The 19,244-nt window shown below is 70.7% G+C and carries 18 protein-coding genes and 2 tRNA genes; 8 read left to right on the forward strand and 12 right to left on the reverse strand.

The genetic code is table 11. From position 1 onward, the window contains the following. Positions 1-10: 10 nt before the first annotated feature. From OG494_RS35445 to OG494_RS35470, 6 genes are all read right to left on the reverse strand, one after another. Positions 11-1,630, reverse strand: coding sequence for a glycosyl hydrolase family 18 protein (locus OG494_RS35445; protein ID WP_328446206.1), 1,620 nt, complete (start codon positions 1,628-1,630; stop codon positions 11-13). 544 nt (positions 1,631-2,174) lie between these two features. Then, positions 2,175-2,248 (reverse strand) — tRNA-Arg (locus OG494_RS35450). Positions 2,249-2,289: 41 nt separating this feature from the next. Next, positions 2,290-2,379, reverse strand: a tRNA-Ser gene (locus tag OG494_RS35455). A 66-nt stretch (positions 2,380-2,445) separates the two neighbouring features. Next, entirely contained in the window at positions 2,446-4,161 is a 1,716-nt protein-coding gene (locus OG494_RS35460; protein ID WP_328446208.1) for a phosphatidylglycerol lysyltransferase domain-containing protein, read from the reverse strand. A 22-nt stretch (positions 4,162-4,183) separates the two neighbouring features. Beyond that, positions 4,184-6,178: an acetoacetate--CoA ligase gene (locus tag OG494_RS35465; protein WP_328446210.1), complete on the reverse strand. Its 1,995-nt coding sequence runs from the start codon at positions 6,176-6,178 to the stop codon at positions 4,184-4,186. Positions 6,179-6,196: 18 nt separating this feature from the next. Continuing rightward, complete coding sequence (locus tag OG494_RS35470) at positions 6,197-6,826, reverse strand: dienelactone hydrolase family protein (protein ID WP_328446212.1); 630 nt, start codon at positions 6,824-6,826, stop codon at positions 6,197-6,199. Positions 6,827-6,952: 126 nt separating this feature from the next. Here OG494_RS35470 and hisC point away from each other — a divergent pair, with 126 nt between their 5' ends. After that, positions 6,953-8,008 carry a histidinol-phosphate transaminase gene (gene hisC, locus OG494_RS35475; RefSeq protein WP_328446214.1) on the forward strand — a complete coding sequence of 352 codons (1,056 nt, stop codon included), beginning with the start codon at positions 6,953-6,955 and terminating at the stop codon, positions 8,006-8,008. A 1-nt stretch (position 8,009) separates the two neighbouring features. On the opposite strand, the gene OG494_RS35480 is transcribed toward hisC, so the two are convergent. Further along, the gene (locus tag OG494_RS35480) at positions 8,010-8,780 is read right to left on the reverse strand and encodes a sulfite exporter TauE/SafE family protein (protein ID WP_328446216.1); all 771 of its coding nucleotides are present in this window, start codon (positions 8,778-8,780) and stop codon (positions 8,010-8,012) included. A 155-nt stretch (positions 8,781-8,935) separates the two neighbouring features. Here OG494_RS35480 and OG494_RS35485 point away from each other — a divergent pair, with 155 nt between their 5' ends. Then, positions 8,936-9,466, forward strand: coding sequence for a hypothetical protein (locus tag OG494_RS35485; protein WP_328446218.1), 531 nt, complete (start codon positions 8,936-8,938; stop codon positions 9,464-9,466). Between the two features lie 7 nt (positions 9,467-9,473). Here OG494_RS35485 and OG494_RS35490 read toward each other — a convergent pair whose 3' ends face one another. After that, positions 9,474-9,821: a VOC family protein gene (locus OG494_RS35490; protein WP_328446220.1), complete on the reverse strand. Its 348-nt coding sequence runs from the start codon at positions 9,819-9,821 to the stop codon at positions 9,474-9,476. Between the two features lie 82 nt (positions 9,822-9,903). Between OG494_RS35490 and OG494_RS35495 the strand changes: the two genes are divergently transcribed. Together OG494_RS35495 and OG494_RS35500 are read left to right on the forward strand one after the other, a co-directional pair. Then, positions 9,904-10,599 (forward strand): FadR/GntR family transcriptional regulator, encoded by a 696-nt coding sequence (locus tag OG494_RS35495; protein WP_328446222.1) that lies wholly within the window; start codon positions 9,904-9,906, stop codon positions 10,597-10,599. Positions 10,600-10,614: 15 nt separating this feature from the next. Continuing rightward, the gene (locus tag OG494_RS35500; RefSeq protein ID WP_328446224.1) at positions 10,615-11,448 is read left to right on the forward strand and encodes a class I SAM-dependent methyltransferase; all 834 of its coding nucleotides are present in this window, start codon (positions 10,615-10,617) and stop codon (positions 11,446-11,448) included. On the opposite strand, the gene OG494_RS35505 is transcribed toward OG494_RS35500, so the two are convergent. Continuing rightward, positions 11,445-11,942, reverse strand: a complete 498-nt coding sequence (locus OG494_RS35505) for an FBP domain-containing protein (protein ID WP_328446226.1) — start codon at positions 11,940-11,942, stop codon at positions 11,445-11,447. The genes OG494_RS35500 and OG494_RS35505 overlap by 4 nt on opposite strands. Positions 11,943-12,014: 72 nt before the next feature. On the opposite strand from OG494_RS35505, the gene OG494_RS35510 reads away from it, so the two are divergent. Then, entirely contained in the window at positions 12,015-13,511 is a 1,497-nt protein-coding gene (locus OG494_RS35510; protein ID WP_328446228.1) for an adenylate/guanylate cyclase domain-containing protein, read from the forward strand. On the opposite strand, the gene OG494_RS35515 is transcribed toward OG494_RS35510, so the two are convergent. Then, positions 13,499-14,494 (reverse strand): beta-ketoacyl-ACP synthase III, encoded by a 996-nt coding sequence (locus tag OG494_RS35515; RefSeq protein ID WP_328446230.1) that lies wholly within the window; start codon positions 14,492-14,494, stop codon positions 13,499-13,501. The genes OG494_RS35510 and OG494_RS35515 overlap by 13 nt on opposite strands. Before the next feature lie 213 nt (positions 14,495-14,707). Between OG494_RS35515 and OG494_RS35520 the strand changes: the two genes are divergently transcribed. Further along, positions 14,708-15,181 carry an Lrp/AsnC family transcriptional regulator gene (locus OG494_RS35520; RefSeq protein WP_328446232.1) on the forward strand — a complete coding sequence of 158 codons (474 nt, stop codon included), beginning with the start codon at positions 14,708-14,710 and terminating at the stop codon, positions 15,179-15,181. On the opposite strand, the gene OG494_RS35525 is transcribed toward OG494_RS35520, so the two are convergent. Continuing rightward, positions 15,178-15,870, reverse strand: coding sequence for a hypothetical protein (locus OG494_RS35525; protein ID WP_328446234.1), 693 nt, complete (start codon positions 15,868-15,870; stop codon positions 15,178-15,180). The genes OG494_RS35520 and OG494_RS35525 overlap by 4 nt on opposite strands. Positions 15,871-15,998: 128 nt before the next feature. On the opposite strand from OG494_RS35525, the gene OG494_RS35530 reads away from it, so the two are divergent. Continuing rightward, entirely contained in the window at positions 15,999-17,228 is a 1,230-nt protein-coding gene (locus OG494_RS35530) for an MFS transporter (RefSeq protein ID WP_328446236.1), read from the forward strand. Positions 17,229-17,382: 154 nt separating this feature from the next. Continuing rightward, a complete protein-coding gene (locus OG494_RS35535) occupies positions 17,383-17,787 on the forward strand; it encodes an SsgA family sporulation/cell division regulator (RefSeq protein WP_328446238.1) in 405 nt (134 codons plus the stop codon). A gap of 109 nt (positions 17,788-17,896) precedes the next feature. Here the strand turns inward: OG494_RS35535 and OG494_RS35540 are convergent, their stop codons facing one another. Then, complete coding sequence (locus OG494_RS35540) at positions 17,897-19,000, reverse strand: S1 family peptidase (protein WP_328446240.1); 1,104 nt, start codon at positions 18,998-19,000, stop codon at positions 17,897-17,899. Positions 19,001-19,244: the final 244 nt, after the last annotated feature.

Genomic DNA, 19,244 nt, shown 5'->3' on the forward strand with positions numbered 1-19,244 from the left:
CACCGACGCGTCACGACAGGCCGTTCTTCATGGCGGTGATCAGCTCACCGTTGGTGGTGTCGCCGGACAGCTCCCAGAAGAACGCGCCGCCGAGGCCCTGCTGCTTGGTGTAGCTCATCTTCCCGCCGATGGTCGCCGGAGTGTCGTAGCTCCACCAGTTGCTGCCGCACTTGGCGTACGCGGTGCCGGCGATCGTGCCGGTCGACGGGCAGCTGTTCTTGAGGACCTTGTAGTCCTCGATGCCCGGCTCGTACGTCGCCGCCGCGGGGCCGGTCGCCGTGCCGCCCGGGGTGGCCTGCGTGACGCCGGTCCAGCCGCGGCCGTAGAACCCGATGCCCAGCAACAGCTTGCTCGACGGGACACCCTTGCTCTTGAGCTTCTGGATCGCGGCGTCGGAGTAGAAGCCCGGCGTCGGGATGCCCGAGTACGACGTCAGCGGCGAGTGCGGGGCGGTCGGGCCCTGCGCGGCAAAGGCGCCGAAGTAGTCGTACGTCATGACGTTGAACCAGTCGAGGTACTGCGCCGCACCGGCGTAGTCGGCGACGTCGAGCTTGCCACCGTTGGTGCCGTCGGCCGAGATGGCCGAGGTGACCAGGAACGACGAGCCGAACTTGGACCGCAGCGCGGAGATCAGGTTCTTGTAGGCCGCGGCACCGCTGGTGTCACAGCTCAGGCCGCACGAGTTGGGGTACTCCCAGTCGATGTCGATGCCGTCCCAGATGTCGGCCCAGCGCGGGTCCTTCAGCAGGTTGTAGCAGGACTGCGCGAACGCGGCGGCGTTCTGCGCGGCCTGGCCGAAGCCACCGGAGTACGTCCAGCCGCCGAACGACCAGATCACCTTGAGCCCGGGGTGCAGCTTCTTCAGCTTGCGCAGCTGGTTGAAGTTGCCGGCGACCGGCTGGTCCCAGGTGTCGGCGACGCCGTCGACGCTGGTCGAGGCGTCGTAGGTCTTCTGGTAGTCGGCGTACGGGTCGTCGTTGGCCGTGCACTGGCCGTTCTTGACGTTGCCGAACGCGTAGTTGATGTGGGTCAGCTTGCTGGCCGAGCCCGACGTCTCGATGTTCTTGACGTGGTAGTTGCGCCCGTAGACGCCCCACTGCACGAAGTAGCCGACATTCTTCTGCCCACCGGGCGGGGGCGGCGTGGTGGTGGTCGTCGTCGGGGGCGTGGTCGGGGTGGTGGTCGGCTGGGTCGGGGTCGTCGGCGTGGTGGTCGGGGTGCCACCGCCGGCGTCGCAGGAGCCGCCGTTCAGCTTGCAGTTCGCCGGGGCCGAGTAGGTGCCCGAGTAGCTGACGTTGAAGCCGAAGCTGGCGGTGGAGCCGTTGCCGACGTTGCCGTTCCAGGTGTTCTTGACGGTGACGTGCTGGCCGGCCGCGGTGTAGCTGCCGTCCCAGAGGGAGGCGACCTTCGCGCCGGACGGGAGGTCGAACTCGACCGTCCACGCGGCCAGCGTCGAGCCGGAGCCGTTGCTGATCGTGTACTTGCCTTCATAACCGGTGCCCCAGTCGGAGCCCTTGGTGAAGCCGGCGCTGACGCCTCCGGCGGCGCTGGCCGGCACGGTGATCAGACCGACGGTGATCGCGCCGACCGCGGTGAACAGACCGAGGAGGTGCCATCTCTTTCTGGACATTCGTCTCCCTTGACGCAGGTGCTTTGTGCGACGTTCCGGGTACGGCGTTCACGAACACCACCGACGGGACCAGGTGGTGTTTTTGCGCCGTTTGCGAAGACGGTACGTGGTCCAGACCAATTATGGAAGCACGAGTACGGAGAGTGCCGAAGGGCGACTGAACGGCTTAAACCTGTGATCGGCGTTGCGGGTTCACTGGTCCAGTCCAGTTACGCAACGCGGTCGATTCCCTGAAGTCACCACGAGCCGCAGGGGCCCGACGCCGTCCCTCGCCTCGGACCTCAAGAACTACGCCGAGCGCTATCCGCGCTTCGGGGAGCCGATCACGTGCCGCACCTCCGGACGCACCGGACGAGAGCACTCGGCGGTGGGAGTTTCACGGTGGCTTCGACGCATTCCGGGAGAACCTCGCAGCGGGGGCCTCGCTCACCCCGGAAGGCTTTCCCGGCGCCGTTTACGAGGGCGAGCGGGCCTGATGCGGCAACCCGGAAACACAAAAGAGCCCCCTCTTGCGAGGGGGCTCTAGTGCTGTCTCAACCAGACGTGCGCCCGAAGGGATTCGAACCCCTGACCTTCTGATCCGTAGTCAGATGCTCTATCCAGCTGAGCTACGGGCGCGTGTTCAGTTGTAACCTAGCACCCGGCGAACCGAGTACCAGCGGAGGCTCCGGGATTTGAACCCGGGAGGGGGGGTTACCCCCAACCGCATTAGCAGTGCGGCGCCATAGACCAGACTAGGCGAAGCCTCCTGGGCCCAACGACCACTGCTCAGATAGGTTACACACCCCCCGAACCCCCTCGGTAACCACCCCCCGTCACGCCCGGCGCAGCAGCCTGAGCAGGCGTGGAGATCGTCCGCCGAGGCCTTCGGCCTCGAACGTCGCGATGCCGACGCGCGGCAGCTCGCGGACTCCCGGGTACACCAGGTAGCGCGGCACCCAGCGCGGCCGGAACTTGGCGTTGAACTTGTAGAGCGTCTCGATCTGGATCCAGCGCGAGAAGAAGTGCAGCACCTTCGCCGCCGTCTTCGCCACCGGGCCGGCGCCGATGCGCTGGCCCTGTTCCATCAGGGCACGGAACGCCGCGAAGTTCAGCGACACCTGCTTGACGTCGTGGCGGGCCGCCGACAGCAGCAGTTCCGAGATCATCAGCTCGTTGACGCCGTTGTCGGCCGTGCGGTCGCGGCGCATGACGTCCAGGGACAGGCCGGTCAGCCCCCACGGGACGAACTGGAGCACGCCGCGGACCCGGCCGCCCTGCTCGGCCGTCACCAGGACCGATCCCGGGTCGCCCATGCGGCCGAGGGCCATCGAGAAGCCGCGCTCGGTGTCCGTGCCGCGCCAGTTGGCGGCCAGCGTCTCCAGCTCGGCCAGTTCGCCCGGCCGAAGGTCTTCCGTGCGCCGGACCAGGACCTTGTAGCCCGCGCGCTTCGTGCGGGCCGCGGCCTGACGGACGCCGCGCATGACGCGGCCGTCCAGGGTGAAGCCGTCGACGTCGACGACCGCCTCGTCGCCGATCTCCAGGACCTCCAGGCCGAACCGGGCCCAGACCGTCGCGCCCAGCTCCGAGACGCCCATCGCCGCGGGCACCCAGCCGTTGCGGCGGCACACCTCCAGGTACTCCTCGATCGCGCCCGGCCAGGCTTCGTGGTCGCCCAGCGGGTCGGCCGAGCAGAGCGCGACCCCGGCGATCACGCGGTAGGTGACCGCCGCCTTGCCCGTGCGGGAGAACACCGCGAACTTGTCGCGGCGCAGCGCGAAGTAGCCCAGCGAGTCCCGCGCGCCGTGCTCGTCCAGGAGCTTGCGCAGGCGGTCGACCTCGTCGTCGGTCAGCCGCGGCGCGGGCTCGGCCGAGCGCAGCAGGAAGTACGCCGACACCAGCACCGCGGCGATGCCGAACAGCAGGCCGACGGCCGCCGTCAGGTCCTCCAGCCACATGCCGTGGAACACCGCCGGCCCGCTGACCCCGACCAGTGCCAGCGACGACTCCGCCAGCCGGTCCGGGAAGCTCATCGGCTCCAGCACCGCGTGCGAAGCCACCGACAGCAGGATGAGGTTGATCACGAACCCGGCCAGCGCGAGCTCGACGAAGCTCCGCACCGCGCGCCAGCGCCCGACCACCGGGTCCGGCTTCGCGACGAAGTACTTCCGGGTCGCGATCAGGCCGACCAGCAGCACCACCGACACCAGGCCGGCGCCGAAGACGTGCTTGAGCCCGATGTGCGACACCGTGAGCAGCACCGTCGCGCCGACCGCCAGCTGCCACGCGCGCCGCTTGCGACGCCGCAGCCCGGCGGCGAGCAGCACCAGCAGCACACCCGTGACCAGCGCGACGGTCGCCGCGGCGACCGTCGCCTCCTGCGGCAGCTCCAGCCATTCCGACAGGTGCCCGCGCAGGTTCCGGCGCCCGGCCGGGACCAGGACGGCGACGAGCGTCATCAGTCCGGCCAGCCGGGTCACCCAGGTGATCACCCCCACGGAAGTGGCCCCCGCCACCCGCCAGGTGGTCTGCGCGCGTGTCCCCGTCACCACCTGTACAACCCGTTGCGGACGATCATGCTTCCCCCATCCACCCCCCGGCGAGCTCCACGAACGGCGTCAACGCCGCCGGGTTGGCCAGCGCGTCCCGGCTGACGGCCCGGTCAGGAGCCACACCGGCGAGGATCTTCTTCACCGGTACCTCACACTTCTTACCGTTCAAGGTACGAGGTATCTCGGAAACCACTACGAACCGATCGGGTACGTGGCGCGGTGACAGGGCGCTACGGAGCTCTTTCCGCAGCGCAGGCTCGATGTCGTCGATCGCGACGTCGTTCGCGAGCACGACGAAGCAGAGCAGCTGCCCGTCCTCGTTCCCGGCCGCCGAGGTGTCCACGACCAGCGAGTCCGCGATCTCGTCGTAACCCTCGACGACCCGGTAGAACTCCGCCGTGCCCATCCGGACGCCGCCGCGGTTGAGCGTCGAATCGCTGCGGCCGTAGATCACGGCCGAGCCGCGGTTCGTGATCCGGATCCAGTCGCCGTGGCGCCACAGTCCCGGGTACATCTCGAAGTACGCCTCACGCAGCCGCGAGCCGTCCGGGTCGTTCCAGAAGAACACCGGCATCGACGGCATCGGCTTCGTGATGACCAGCTCGCCGACTTCTTCGAGCAGAGCGTGGCCGGCCTCGTCGAACGCGTTGACCGCGGCACCGAGCGCCGGACAGGACAGCTCCCCCAGCCAGACCGGCACGTCGGGCGCCGAGGCGACGAACGCCGCGCACAGGTCGGTGCCGCCGGAGACCGAGCAGATCTGCACCTTCGCGCAGACCTCGTCCACGATCCACCGGAAGCCCTCGACGCTCAGCGGCGCGCCGGTGGAGCCCAGCGCGCGCAACGCCGTCAGGTCGTAGCGCTCGGCGGGCTTGACGCCGGCCTTGAGGCAGCTCTGGATGAACGGCGCCGACGTGCCGAAGTAGGTGACGCGGTGCTGCTCGGCCAGGTGCCAGAGCGCGTTCAGGTCCGGGTAGCCCGGGTTGCCGTCGTAGAGCACGATCGTGGTGCCGACGAGCAGGCCGGAGATGAGGAAGTTCCACATCATCCAGCCGGTGGTGCTGAACCAGAAGAACCGGTCGCCGGGGCCGAGATCGGTCTGCAGGGCGAGGGCCTTGAGGTGCTCCAGCGTGATGCCGCCGTGGCCGTGGACGATGCCCTTCGGCAGGCCGGTGGTGCCCGACGAATAGAGCACCCACAGCGGGTGCGCGAACTCGACCGGCTCGAACTCGAGCGGCGCGCCCTCGTGCTCCGCGAGCAGCTCCGCCCAGTCGAGGGTGCCTTCCATCCGGCCGTCACCGACGTACTCGACGAGCACGGTCGCGGCCAGGGAAGGCAGCTTCTGCCGCAGTTCGGCCACGGTCGTGCGGATGTCGAACCGGCGGCCGCCGTACGCGTAGGCGTTGACCGCGAAGAACAGCTTCGGCTCGATCTGCACGAAGCGGTCCGCGACCGCCCGGACGCCGAAGTCGGGCGAGCACGACGACCAGATCGCGCCGATGCTCGCCGCGGCGAGGAACGCGATCAGCGTCTGCGGGCAGTTCGGGGCCAGCGCGACGACGCGGTCGCCCTTGCCGACGCCCAGTTCGACGAACGCCGCCCGCGCCGCGGCGACCTGTGCGCGAAGGTCGCCGTAGGTGAGGTGGTCCGCGAAGCCGTCTTCACGGTGGAAGATCACCGCGGTCTCTTCGTCGCCCTTCGCGGCGCCGGCGACGCCGGGGGTGAGCGCGTGCTCGGCGTAGTTCAGCGTGCCGCCCTCGAACCAGACGGCGGCCGGCATCCCGCCCGAGAGCACCTCGCCCGGCTGCTCGTGCCAGCGGACGCCGAGGAAGTCCGCGACGGCGGCCCAGAAGTCCGGCCCGCGTTCGACGGAGAACTCCCAGAGCGACTGGTAGTCGCCGACCTCGACGCCGCGTTCGGCGCCCAGCCAGCGGCGGAAGGCGTCGATCTTCGTGTCGGCGACGTGGCCCGGCTCGGGGCGCCAGAGGACTTCGGGAGCGTCGGCGGTGTACGTCACTCCCCGAGCGTAATCCGCCTAACGCAGGTGTGCGTCGAACCAGTTGAGCGTGCGCTGCCAGGCCTCCGCCGCCGCGCCGGGGTCGGCGTCGAAGCGGTGGTTCGCGCCCGGGTAGTGGACGACATTGGTGGCGACCTTCGCCGACGCGGCCGCGTCCCGCAGCCGCTCCACCTCCGCGCCGCCGGCCTCGTCACCGGCGTCGCCGTACATGCCGAGCCACGGGCTGGTGAGCTTCCCGGCGATCTCGACCAGCGCGGGCAGCTCCGCGGCCTGCTGGCCGCCGACGCTGACCGCCGCGCCGAGCCGCCGGTGCGAAGCGACGACGAGCGCCGCCGTGCCGCCGAGGTCGAAGCCCATCACGCCGAGGAGGTCGCCCTGGACGCCGCGTTCGACGAGCCACGCGAGTGTGATGTCCGTCGCCTCGAGCAGGTCCTGCTGGGTGAGGGCCTGGCCGTCGAGGTGGGGTGTGACGGTCAGCCAGCCCTCCGTGGCGAGACTGGCCAGCAGGAGCTTCACGCCGTCGGTGACGCCGTCCGCTTCGTGCAGCACGACCAGGCCGCCCCGCAGCGCGCCTTCGGGTTCCGCGAAGGTGAGGCGGCGGGTGGGGCCGTCGGTGCGCTGGTAGTCCACGGTGCTGGTCGACGTCATAACGTCACTCAATCACTTCGAGGTGAACGGCGGGAACCCGCGGTACCGCCGGAAGGGAGTCGCGGGACGACGGCCCGGAAAGATACGGTGGTCGGGCCGTCCCGCCGATTCCCAGGAGCGCCGAAGATGTCGTCCGTGTCCCCGCGTGCCGATCTCGAATCGTTGCCGAAATACGTCCCAGGCCGGACGATCCAAGGTGCGATCAAGCTGGCGAGCAACGAGGTGCCCGGCGGCGCGCTGCCGAGCGTCGCGGCGGCGATCGCCGAGGCGGCGGCGGGTATCAACCGTTACCCGGACACCGGCTCGCAGCTGCTGCGCGAGCGGCTGGCGCGCGACCTGGCCGTGCCGGTCGAGCGGATCGCCGTCGGCTGCGGCTCGGTTTCGCTGTGCCAGCAGACGATCCAGGCCGTCTGCGCCCCCGGTGACGAGGTCGTCTTCGCCTGGCGCTCGTTCGAGGCGTACCCGATCGTCACGCAGGTCGCCAACGCCGTCTCGGTGAAGGTGCCGATCACCGAGGGCCAGGAGCTCGACCTCGACGCGATGCTCGCAGCGATCACCGACCGGACGCGTGTGGTCTTCGTCTGCAACCCGAACAACCCGACCGGTACGGCCATCCGCCGCGCGGAGCTGGAGCGGTTCCTGGACGCCGTCCCCGAGCGCGTGCTGATCGTGCTCGACGAGGCGTACAAGGAGTTCGTCACCGACCCCGAGGTCCCCGACGGCGTCGAGTACACCCGCGACCGCGCGAACGTCATGGTGCTCCGCACGTTCTCGAAGGCGTACGGCCTCGCCGGCCTTCGCGTCGGTTACGCCGTCGCACCGGAGGCGATCGCGGACGCGTTGCGGCAGGTGTACGTGGCGTTCTCGGTGAACATGCTGGCCCAGGTGGCGGCGGTGGCGTCGCTGGACGCGGCGGACGAGCTGCTGGACCGGTGCAAGGACATCGTCGCCGAGCGCGGCCGGGTCCGGGACGCGCTGATCGCGGCCGGTTACCAGGTGCCGGAGACGCAGGCGAACTTCGTCTGGCTGCCGCTGGGTGAGCAGGCGGTGCCGTTCGCCGAGCACGCGCTCGACCGCAAGCTGATCGTGCGGCCCTTCGCCGGCGACGGCGTGCGCGTGACCATCGGCACGCCCGAGGAGAACGACCTGTTCCTGGCGGCGGCGCGCGAGTTCAGCCGCTGATTCAGCTGAACTGCTTGACGACCAGCTGGATCACGGCCGCCGTGCCGACCACGACGATCACGCCGCGCAGCACCGCCGGCGGCAGCTTCCGGCCGATCTTCGCGCCGAGGAAGCCGCCGGCGGTGGAGCCGATCGCCAGCCAGAGCACGACGGGCCAGCTGATCGGCGCGACGAACGCGTAGATCAGCCCGGCGATGACGTTGACCACGGCGGCCAGGACGTTCTTCACGCCGTTGAGCTTCTGCAGCGGTTCCGACAGCAGCATCCCCATGACGGCCATCAGCATCACGCCCTGCGCGGCGGTGAAGTACCCGCCGTAGATGCCGATCAGGAAGATGAAGAACATCAGCAGCGGGCCGGGTTTGTGCTCGGCGCCGTTCTCGTCGCGGCGCTTCGCGACCCACTTCGAGACGCGCGGCTGCACGATCACGAGGACCACGGCCAGCCCGACGAGGATCGGCACGACGGCCTCGAAGGCGTCCTTCGGCAGCGAGAGCAGCAGGATGGTGCCGCCGATCGCGCCGAGGAACGACGCGACCGCGAACTTCGCCGTCTGCCGCCAGTAGCCCTTGAGCTCGTGCCGGTAACCCCAGGCACCGCTGAGGGTGCCGGGGGCGAGCCCGATCGCGTTGGAGGTCGTCGCCGTCACCGGCGGGTACCCCAGCGCGACCAGTACCGGGAACGTCACGAGCGTCCCCGACCCGACCACGGCGTTGATGGTCCCGGCCCAGATCCCGGCGATCAGGACGATCGCCGCGTGCCACCACGTCATGAAGCACTCACGTGCGGAGCCTAAGCACCGTGGCCGCGTCCCGCGACGCGGATGTGTCTGGTCAGACACCCACCGGGTGGCGAAAGCCGCTTCGCCGGCCGCGATACCGACGTCCCGGCTGCGTAGGATCCGCGCGGACGAAGGGAGCACGGCCCATGGACGTCACCGGCGTGGTGGCCACTGATGCCGGGCTGTTCGGGCTGTGGTCCCCTGCGTCGTTCGCCGGCGTCGTCGACTACCCCACGTGGGAAGCGGCGCTGCTGGACGACGACGACCTCAAGCGCCACATCGTCGCCGGCGCCTTCGTCCCGGTGAACATCGGCGACGACGGGGCGTTCCAGGTCCTCGCCCGGGCCGGCTCGGAGTCGGCCGCGGCCGGCCTGACCCAACGAGAACGCCGGTACCTCCTCGCCGCATCGAAGCCGTACCTGTTCCGCACTACCGGCGACGCGAAGATCAGCGGCATCGAGCACGTCGGAGCCGCGGTGGACGCCGGCCTGCGCGTCCCGCTGCCGGCGGGCCGGTGGAGCGTGACCATCGCCCTGATCGAATGGGATGCCGAACCCGGGCAGAAGGACACCGCCGGCCGGCCCGCGCCGACCGCGTTGCCCGATTTCGTCCTGCTGCTCAACCCGGACCGGGGTGCCGGGCGCTACCGCACCGAAATCCGGACGTTCGACCGGTGACCTCCCGTCACCCGGGGGCGAAGAGGCAGAACTCGTTGCCTTCCGGGTCGGCCAGGATGTCCCACCTGATGTCGTCGTCCTCCGCTCTCACCAGGGTCGCGCCCAGCGCCAGCAGCTCGGCGCGGTCGCCGACGACGTCCAGGTGCATACGGTTCTTGACCGTCTTCGGCTCGGCCACCGGGTTGAGCCAGATCAACGGGCCCTTGCCTTCGGGGTCGACGATCGGGATCGGGTCGCCCGGCGGGCGCTCGGCGGCGGAGGCGTGGCGGACGTAGCCGATCGCCGAGCACCACCAGTCCGCCAGGGCCTGGTGGTCGTTCGCGTCCAGCGCGAGGTCCTTGAACCGGGCCGTCATGCCGGTTCCTCCGCGAGAGTGTCCACGCCCTCGATCATGGCAGCCACCCCCGACAATTCCGGGCGTGCGGCAGGATGGGGCCGTGGGTGAGGACACCGAGCAGGTCTGGAGCGCGACCGTCGACCACCTGCGGGCGATGATCGACTCCGGTGAGCTGGCGCCGGGTTCGCGGCTGCCCGCCGAGCGCGTGCTGTGCGAGGACCTGGGCATCAGCCGCGGGTCGTTGCGGCAGGCGCTGCGTGTGCTCGACTCCATCGGGTACGTCCAGATCCGCGCGGGCTCGGGCACGTACGTCGCCGAGACGCGGGAGCAGCCGCTGAGCACCTGGTTCACCGAGCACGACCAGCTCGTCGAGAAGCTGTTCGACCTGCGCGCGACCGTCGAGCCGACGCTGGCCGACCGGCTCGCCCGGCACGCGACCGCGAAGGTCGTGAGCCGCCTCGAGGACAACGTCGCCGAGATGGCGCAGGCCGCCGAAGACGGCGACATGCTGCGCGTGATCGCCACCGACGCCGAGTTCCACCGGGTCATCGCGCAGAACGCGGGCAACGACGACGTCGCCGGGCTGCTGCGGTCGGTCCTGGCCCTGGTCGGCGAGGAGCGGCGGGCGGCGCTGCGGCTGCCGGGGCAGATCCGCAAGGCCGTCGACGACCACCGCGCGATCCTCGACGCGATCCGCCGGTCGGACCCGGCCGAGGCGCGCGAGCGCACCCTCAAGCACCTGGTGGACGCGAAAACCTACGCGCACGACTTCGCCGCGCACCCCGAAGAGCGCTAGCCTTTTCACAATGTTGTGAAACTTCTGGGGGTCGTGATGGAGAAGGTCCACTTCACCGAAGAAAAGGCCACCATGCTGGCCACCCTCTACGGCCGCGCGCTCGACAGCCGCGAAGCCGACCCGGTGCTCGGCGACCACGCCGCCGACGAGGCCGTCCGGCAGATCGACTACGACTTCACCAAGCTCGGCATGACCCGCGACGCCGCCGTGTCGGTCGTGCTGCGGGCGAAGCCGATCGACGCGTGGGCCGCGGCGTACCTGGCCGCGCACCCGGACGCGATCGTGCTGCACCTCGGCTGCGGCATGGACACGCGCTTCCAGCGCCTCGCCCCGCCGCCGACGGCGCACTGGTACGACGTCGACTACCCCGAGGTCGTCGCCCTGCGCGAGAAGCTCTACGCGGCGACGCCGAACCACACGAACATCGGCACGTCGGTCGTCGACTTCGGCTGGCTCGACCAGGTGCCGGCCGACCGCCCGGCGCTGATCGTCGCCGAGGGCCTGACGATGTACCTGACCGCCGGCCAGGGTACCGAACTGGTGCGGCGCCTGGTCGCGAAGTTCCCGTCCGGCGAGCTGATCTGCGACCTGTTCAGCAGGCTGGGGATCAAGGCGCAGAAGCTCAACCCCCCGGTCCGCAAGTCGGGCGCGACGCTGATCTGGGGCGTCGACGACCCGCGCGAACTGGAGCGCTACGGCCTGACGTGTGTGTCCTCTTTGGACGCCGGCCACTGGGCGACGCCGGAGGTCATGGCGCGGGTGCGGCCGGTCACGCGGCTGCAGCTGCGGATGCTGAAGTATTTCCCGCCGCTGGCCCGGATGGCCCACATCGTCCGGTACCGCTTCTAACGCGACTCCAGCACCCGCGCGACGAACTTGTGCACCTTCTCCTCGAGCCGCGCGAGACGTTCCTCCAGCGTGAGCGTCTCGAACGGCTGGGGCACGTCGGACTTCAGCTCACCGCGCACGTACTGGCAGCACCCGAGGTTGCCGCAGACGTAGATGCCCAGCGTGTTGCCCTCGCGGCCGGGCTTCCCGGCGCGCTTGCCGGAGAACAGCGTGACGTCGGCCAGGCCGTGGGTCGTGGTGCAGAAGCCGCAGATGTTGCTGCGCAGCCGTGACTTCGGCGACGGCGCGGCCCGCAGCGCCAGGCCGACGACCTCGCCGCCGTACGGCAGCACGAGGTAGGCGCGGCCGGGCGCCTTCGGGTCGCGCCAGCCGAGGAACTCCCGCCGGTCCCAGGGGATCTCCTCGGGCCGGGCGGGCAGCGTCACGCCCTTGGCCTCGCCGCGGGTGCAGTTGACGAACGAGGCCCGGATCTCCTCCTGGCCGAGTGGCTCCATGATCGGCACGGTAACCGGGCGGCGAGGGGCGTGGCCACGCCTTTTCCGGCCGCACGCCATACGATCAACGCCGTGCGCGAGAACGCCGGGAGGTTTCGGGTCGTCCTGCGCACCAGCCTGGGCTTCGCCGGGCTGGGGCTCGGCTCCAGCGTCGCCGGCTCCGGCGTGGTCGCGCTGCTCCTGCTGCTGCAGGGCCTGCCCAGCGACGTCGGCGACCGCGGCTGGATCCTCGGGATCGTCGCGGCCGGGATCGTCGCCGTCTCGCTGCTCGTCGGGACACTGTGGACGGCCTGGCTGCAGCGGCGCACGGCGATCTGGTTCGTGCTCGGCCGCCCGCCCGCCGAAAGCGAGGCCCGGCGGGCGCTGCGGCTGCCCGTCGACATGGCCGTGGTCAGCGGCACGCTCTGGCTGATCGGCACCACCGTCCTCGGCGTGCTCGCCGGGGTGCTCGGCTCGGCGGCGGACGCGGCCGCGATGGCCACGACCATCGGGCTCGGCGGCCTCACCACCGTCGGGCTCACCTACCTGGCCGCCGAGTGGGTGGCGCGGCCGGTGATGACGATCGCGCTGCACGTCGTCCCGCCGCGCGGGTCGCTGCCGGTGACCGTGCTGACCCGGCTGATCGTCACCTGGGCGCTGACCTGCGGGGTGCCGCTCGTCGGCGTGCTGCTCGTCGCCACGCCGCCGGACTTCGGCTCGGGCGACCACACCGCGAGCCTGATCATGCTGTCGGTGATCGGCCTGGTCGTCGGCGCGCTCGGCACGGCCCTGCTGGCCCGCGCGGTCGCGGCGCCGCTGCACCGGCTGCGCGGGGCGCTCGACAAGATCGCGCGCGGCGACAACGAGGTCCTCGTCGACGTCGACGACTCCAGCGAGATCGGCCTGCTCCAGACGTCGGTGAACCAGCTGGCCGCCGGACTGCGCGAGCAGGCGCGGATGCGGGACCTGTTCGGCCGGCACGTCGGCGCCGAGGTCGCCCGGCACGCGCTGGAGTACGGCGCGTCGCTCTCCGGTGACGTCCGCGAGGTGACGGCGTTGTTCGTGGACGTCGTCGACTCGACCGCGCTGGCCTACCGGACGCCGCCGGAGGAGCTGGTCGGGAAGCTGAACCGGCTGTTCGCGGCCGTCGTCACCGCGGTGAACGCCCGCGGCGGCCTGGTCAACAAGTTCCAGGGGGACGCCGCGTTGTGCGTCTTCGGCGCGCCGACGCGGCTCTCGGACGCGCCCACCGCCGCCCTGGCCGCGGCCCGGGCGATCCGGGACGCGGTGCGCGAGGCCGGCGAGCTGGACCTCGGCATCGGCGTCTCCAGCGGCCCGGTGTTCGCCGGGCAGCTCGGCACCAGCAGCCGGCTGGAGTACACCGTGATCGGCGACGCCGTGAACGAGGCCGCGCGGCTCACGGAGCTGGCCAAGGCGACACCGTCACGCATCCTCGCCAGCGACGCCGCCGTGTCCGGCGCGCTGAAGGGCGAGCGCGCCTTCTGGGTCGAGCACGGCGAGCTCGAACTGCGGGGCCGCCAGGCGCCGACGCCGACTTGGACAGCCGGCCCGGAACCTCAGGACAACTGACCCAGATCCGGCCAGCGCAAGACCGTCGAACCCCAGGTCAGCCCCGCGCCGAACGCGCTGAGCAGGACGCGGTTGCCGGGCGCGAGGGTGCCGTCGCGCCGGGCGTCGTCCAGCGCGAGCGGGATGGACGCGGCACTGGTGTTGCCGACGCGGTCGATGTTGGCGACCACGGCGTCGGCGGGCATGCCGAGCTGCTTCGCCGTCGCCTGGAGGATCCGGATGTTGGCCTGGTGCCCGACGAAGCGGTCGACGTCGCCGACCATCCAGCCCGCGCGCTCCAGGACCGTCCGGGACGACTCGGCCATCCGCGCGCAGGCGTGCCGGAACACCGCGGTGCCCTGCATCGCGAGGAAGCGGTCGCCCGGGTCGTCCGACAGCCGGCGGCGCGAGCCGCCCGCCTCGACCCACAGCAGGTCGGCGTGCTCACCCTCGCTGTGCAGGTCGAACGGCCCGAACGCGCCGGGTTCGTCCGCGTCCCCGGCGCGCAGAACCACCGCGCCGGCGCCGTCGCCGAAGATCGGGACGGTGGTGCGGTCGTCCGGGTCGATGAGCGTGGTGAAGGTGTCGGCGCCGATCACGAGCACGCGCTCGGCGAGGCCGCCCGCGATGAACCCGGCCGCGGTGGCCAGCGCGTAGACGAACCCGCTGCACACGGCGTTGACGTCGAAGGCCGCGGCGGTGCCGAGCCCGAGCCGGGCGGCCACCTGCGGCGCGCTGGCCGGGCAGGGCTGGTCGGGGGTGGCGGTGGCGAGCACGACCATGTCGGCGCCGCCGTCGGTGGAGGCCAGCGCCTTGCGGCCCGCCCCGACGGCGAGGTCCACAGTGGACTCCCCGGGGCCGGCGACCCGGCGTTCGCGGATCCCCGTGCGGGCGCGGATCCACTCGTCCGAGGTGTCGAGCCGGGCGGCGATCTCGTGGTTGGCCAGGACTTTCGTCGGCAGCCACGAACCGAGTCCGGTCAACACGGCGGCAGGTGCGGGCACGGGAGAGCCTCCCCACGCCGGCGGGTTGGCGGAGCGTCCGGCTGGTCTTCCACTTGTATGGGCTACCCCCTGGTAGACCGGTCAGTTGTGTTCGATGTCACTGAAAAAGTTGTTTCATCTTCCCTGGCCAGGAGGTAGTGAGCACCGTCACGAGCGAGTGAGCCCATCGATAACTCGCGGCGGATCGTCGGTGGTCCCGGTTAGCCTGCTGGAGTGCAGACACCCGACCTCGACCAGCTGGACATCGCCATCCTCGCCTGCCTGCAGGCGGACGCCCGCACGATCGCCGAGACGATCGGCGCGAAGGTCGGCCTCTCGGCCGCGGCGGTGCAACGGCGGATCAAGCGGCTGCGCGAGGCGGGCGTCATCGAGCGCGAGGTGGCGGTGCTGTCGCCGCGGGCGCTCGGGCTGAGCATGACGTTCGTGGTCATGGTCGAGATGGAGCGGGAAAACCTCGCGGTCCTGGACGCCTTCCGCCACCAGGTCCTCGGTGACGACTGCGTCCAGCAGTGTTACTACGTCACGGGCAACGCGGACTTCGTGCTGATCGTGACGTGCCCGGACATGGCGGGCTTCGAGGCCTTCACGCGGCGGATGTTCTTCGACAACCCGAACGTCCGGCACTTCACGACGAGCGTGGCGATGGACCGCGTGAAAGTGGGCCTCAACCTGCCGCTGGGCCCCTAGGCGGCGCGCGCTTTGGCGACGCCGTCGTGGAAGACCGGCTTGAGCGCGGCTTCGCAGACCGTAAGGTCGGCGCAGAGCGCGTAGGCGGTGACGATGTACCCGCCGACCTGGGCGACGTAGGTCAGTTTGGTGGTGTCCGCGCCGGTCGTCACCCTGATCGCGAGGATCTGTTCCGGCTCGGCCTGCGGGTTCGGCAGGACCGCGAACCGGATGACGAGGGAACTGCCGTCACCGACCCGCGCGCACCGCACGGCCGGCTCCTGGACGGCGGCCACGTCGAGGGTCCCGTGGGCGACGGTCGCGCCGACCGTGATCGCCTGGTCCGGCCCCACCACCGTGGTCTTGCCTTCGAAGACGTACGCGTCGAGCGCGAAGGACGTGCCGGAGTAGGGCGCGGCATCCGGGTTGCTGAGGGCCGTGCAGGCCGCCGGGATGTAGACACCTTGCGGCACGAGCGCGCCGAAGACGTTCCAGGACGAGCTCCCGGCGATGTCCGGCAGGGTGAACACCCGGTGGGCGAGCAGGTCGGTCCGCGTCAGGTGCGGTGGGTAGGTGGCCGGGGCGGGCAGCAACGTGAGGAGGTCCGGTCCGGCGGGGACGCCGACCGCCGCCGTTCCGCCGGCCGGGCCGGTGCACGCCGTCGCGCCGATCGCCACCAGGACCGGTACCAGCCATCGCCCGAGCCGCACGGCGTCCTCCTCACGGCGGCCGGGAGCTCCGGCCGTCTCGGGCACCGGAGTCGGCGGAGCGCGAAGCCGTGTTACGCGCGGACCGGAGGCCACGCGATAGCCTGAAGCGCTGTCCACTGGGGGAAAGCATGCTTCGTCACCGCCGGATCTTCCTGGCCGCGACCTTGATCGACGCGCTCGGCAGCGGGCTGTGGGTGCCGTTCGCCCTGCTCTTCCTGGTGCACGGCCAGGGCCTCGGCCTGCTCGACGCGGGCGCGTCGCTCAGCACCGGCGCCCTGCTCGCGCTCGTCTCCGGGCCGGCGACCGGCGCCGCGATGGACCGGTTCGGGCCGCGGGCGCTGCTCATCACCGGCAACCTGGTGCGCATCGTCGCGTTCTGCGCCTACCCGCTGGTGCACAGCAGCTGGCAGGTGATCGTCGTGTCGGTCGTCGCCGGGTTCGGGGACCGGCTGTTCTGGACGTGCAACGCGCCGATGGTCGGCCTGCTCACCGAGGGCCGGGACGCCGATCGGATGCTGGCCACCCAGACCGCCGGCCGGTTCGCCGGCGCGGGTCTCGGCGCCGCGGCGACGGCAGTGCTGCCCGCCATCACCAGCCCGTGGGCCTTCCACCTGCTCGCCTACGTGAACGCCGCGAGCTTCGCCGTCGCGGCCGTCCTGATCCGGCTGCTCCCGGCACTTTCACGTGAAAGTGCCCACCTGGGCGCGGCACTTTCACGTGAAAGCGCCGCCTCGGGCGGCTGGCGCGCGGTGCTCGGCGACCGGCCGTTCACCGGCTTCTGTGTCACCCACATGGCTTTCACGCTCGCCGGCGCGAGCAAGTTCGCGGTGCTGCCGATCGTCGTCCACGACCTGCTGCACGGTCCACAGTGGATCGCCGGGACGGCCATCACGCTCGGCACCGTGGTCGTGGTGGCCGGGCAGCGCCCGATCGTCGCCATGCTCGCCGGCCGGAGCCGGACGGCCGCGCTGATCGGCGCCGCGACGCTCTTCTCGGCCTGCTTCGGGTTGCTGATTCCCCTCGAGGCGGTCTCCCTGCAGGTCGCCACCGGCCTGATCCTCTTCACGAGCGTCGGCTTCTCGGTCGCGGAGGCGATGTTCGGCCCGACCGCCACCGCGGCGGCCGCCGCGGCCGCACCTCCGGGCGCCGAAGGCCGGGCGAGTTCGATCTTCCAGCTGTCCTGGGGCCTGCCGATCGCCCTCGCGCCGGGCCTGCTCGCCGCCCTGCTCAGCGTGGACAACGCGCTGACGTGGTCGGTACTGGCCCTGACCTGCGCGGCAGCCGTCCCGGCGCTGCTCGTGCTGCGGAAGAAGCTGCCGGTCGCGCTGCGCGAACCGTCACCACCAGTCGCCGCCTGAGCGCAAGGGGTATGTGCCCGGCGTTACACCACAATGGACGGATGCAACCGATCAAGTGAACGTGAAGGTTTCTTCGTCATGACCGTAGGCCCTGGTCATCTCCTTGCCGAACAGTTCGCGCCGCGCGAACCGAAGCGAGACTCCAGGAGGGCCCGTGCACACCGAAGCCGTACACCAGAGCCAGTTCGTGGTGCTGAACGAGAGCACCACGCCCGTCCTGTCGCGCCTGTCCTACCACGCCGAGGAGCCGTTCGCGGTCACCGTGGCGTTCCGGACCGAGCGCGGCCGGTGGATCGAGTGGACGTTCGCCCGTGAGCTGCTCGTCGAGGGACTGGACGAGCCGGCCGGCCTGGGCGACGTGCGCGTCCGCCCGGACCTGTCCGAAGACGAAGACTTCCTGACCCTCGAAATCGAGTCACCGGACGGCTATGCGTCGTTCGAGCTGGAGATCGAGGACGTCCGCACGTTCCTCGATGCGTCCTACGAGCTGGTGCCGCTCGGTGAAGAGGGCGCGTACTTCGACGTCGACGGGCTGATCGAGGAGATCAGCAACGTCTGACCCGCAAACCTCCCATTCCCGCGGCGAGGACGAAGGGCGGGTTTCGGCAGCGCTGGAGGCTGCCGAAACCCGCCCTTTCGCTGTTTCCGTGAAGATTCCTCCGGGAAGATCAGCCGAGGCGGAGCGTGGTGCCGGTCGCCGAGAGCGCGGCACCGATGGGGAAGAAGTACGTCACGCTCGTGTTGCCGCCGGACAGGATGCCCTGCGCCGAGTTGCCGGCGATGAAGCCGCCGCCCGAGTCACCCGCGGCCGAGCGGACGTTGGTCGCGGTCATGCCGTTGACCGTGCCTTCGGCGTAGCGGACGCTCTGATTCTTGGCGCCGACGGTGCCGCAGGTCCAGCCGGTGGTCGAGCCGGCCTTGCAGACCGACGTGCCGGTCGCCGCGTTCGACGAGCCGGTGACGCGGGTGCCGTTGTTCATCTGGCCGACCGGGGTCCAGCTGCTGTTCGTCCGGACCGAGGCGTAGTCGCTGCCCGGGAACCGGTAGGTGCCCCACGAGCCGAGCGCGGCGCCGTTGGACCCGGTCAGGGAGCCGCCGCCGGTGAGCGCGGCGCAGTGCCCGGCGGTGAGGAAACCGGTGGTCGTGGAGAAGCCGACCGAGCAGCGCGACGAGCCGCCGATGTAGTAGGCGTCACCACCCCGGATGTTGGCGTACAGCGACGGCTTCGCGGCCGTCTCGAGGATCGTGATCGACGACTTGTCCACCCCGGACTTCGTGAGGAACGCGTCCGCCGCGCTGTTGTGGCCCTGCAGCACGGTCAGCGTGACGCGGTTGGTCGTGGAGTCCACGCCCCAGCCGGTGACCGAAGCGGGCGCCGAGCTGTCGGCCGCGTTCAGGGCGTCCACAGTGGAATCGAGCTGACGGGCGCTGAACTTCACGAGTTCGGCCTCGGCGCCGGCTTCGCGGATCTTGCCGAGCTGGGCGGCGTTCGTCGTTTCGATGTGCGCCTTGCCCGTGGTGGCGTTGTAGGTGACGCCGCCGAGTGCGTCGCCGAGCGCCGCGGAGACGGCCGCGGAGACCTTGCTCGCGACGTCCTCGCTCTTCAGCCGGGCCACCGCCTGGTCGTGGGTCAGGCCGAGGTCACGCTGCATCGCGGGCACGATGTCCGGGTTCAGCAGGTCCTGCCCGGACGCGGGAACGGCGATCGCGGCGAGCGCGCCCGTCGTCATCACGGCAACGGCAGCGGCACCGAAGAGTCTGGCGATCTTCATGCTTCTCCCTAGAGGTGGTTACGCGCGGCTCCCCACCGGCCACGCAGAGGAACTCCCCCGGCAGAGCGTCCCCGCAGTGGGCGTTACGGTGCAATCCGGGCACCCGGCGAATGGGTATACGCATTCCCCTCGGACGAATCCCCTGCTCCAAGCGGTCGTAAGGGCGGGCTGTCACCCGGTCGGACAGGTCCGTAAGTAGGGTTTCCGCGCACTACTTTCGGTAGCCGGCGTGATAACGCGACCG

Origin of the sequence: Amycolatopsis sp. NBC_00438, from assembly GCF_036026695.1 — a bacterium.
Taxonomy (GTDB): domain Bacteria; phylum Actinomycetota; class Actinomycetes; order Mycobacteriales; family Pseudonocardiaceae; genus Amycolatopsis.